1 protein-coding gene and 1 pseudogene are annotated in these 915 nt (G+C 40.0%); both read left to right on the forward strand.

All coding sequences use genetic code 11. The features are described 5' to 3' along the window. A pseudogene (locus KTR07_RS28890) lies at nucleotides 1–66 on the forward strand (transcriptional regulator); the annotation flags it as partial. 52 nt (nucleotides 67–118) lie between these two features. Further along, a partial coding sequence (locus tag KTR07_RS28120; protein ID WP_371737234.1) for a nucleoside-diphosphate sugar epimerase/dehydratase occupies nucleotides 119–915 on the forward strand: 797 nt, incomplete at its 3' end.

Below are 915 nucleotides of genomic sequence, written 5' to 3' on the forward strand. Positions count from 1 at the left end.
AAAAACCAATTGCCTTCACCATTGAAAATTCAGTTACACACAATCTACGATAAACTATTGTCATAGTAAATCTACTTTTTTGGAAAAAGACTTTATAATTTATTGGGGTATTTAAATTATGAAACACGCATTTGACCGTTTTGTTCAATATTTGCAGAAAAACTACTTTAGCTATTGGATTGTGTTGGGTATCGATACATTCATTGCTTTACTGTGTACCTGGGTGTCATTTATCGGCATTCATTATATAACGGAGACTTCTAAAGAAATCACTTCGCTCTTCCATATTTTAGCGATTTCGGTGATCTCCAGTGTCTTAGGTTCCTTTTTATTCCATACCTACCGTAATACGATCCGCTTTTCCCAGTTGAAGGAATTATGGAGACTTGCCGGAAGTGCGCTGATAAAGGCTGTCTGTATCGCAATGGCTATCTGGCTTTTCCTGCCTCAGACGGGACTGCATAATAGTCAGAAAATAGTCTTTGTACTGTTTGATGGTATGCTGACTTTTATTGTCATGGTAGGCTTTCGTATTCAGCTGATTTTGGTTTATGAACTCCTGCTGAATATGCTGAATAAGAAGAATATGCATATTCTGATCTATGGCATTGATGATAAGAGTGTGGCATTGAAAGTCCGGTTAATGAACAGCTCCCACTTTAAAGTCGTTGGCTTCTGCATCTACGGACCGGGCGACTCCATCCGACGCGTGGCTGATCTTCCCGTTTATTCATTTAAGGATGAAGATTGCTTCAACAAGCTTATTCATAAGAAATGTATCGGCGGCATCCTGTTTGCCCGTTACGAGAATACCCGTGAAGAGGAAGACCGCCTGCTTCAGTATTGTAAAAGGAGTGGATTGAAAACGTTGATTGCTCCGAGTATCAGTGAGGCTGACGAAAACGGAAGTTTCCA

The organism is Bacteroides sp. MSK.20.82 (genome assembly GCF_019052485.1).
GTDB lineage: Bacteria > Bacteroidota > Bacteroidia > Bacteroidales > Bacteroidaceae > Bacteroides > Bacteroides thetaiotaomicron.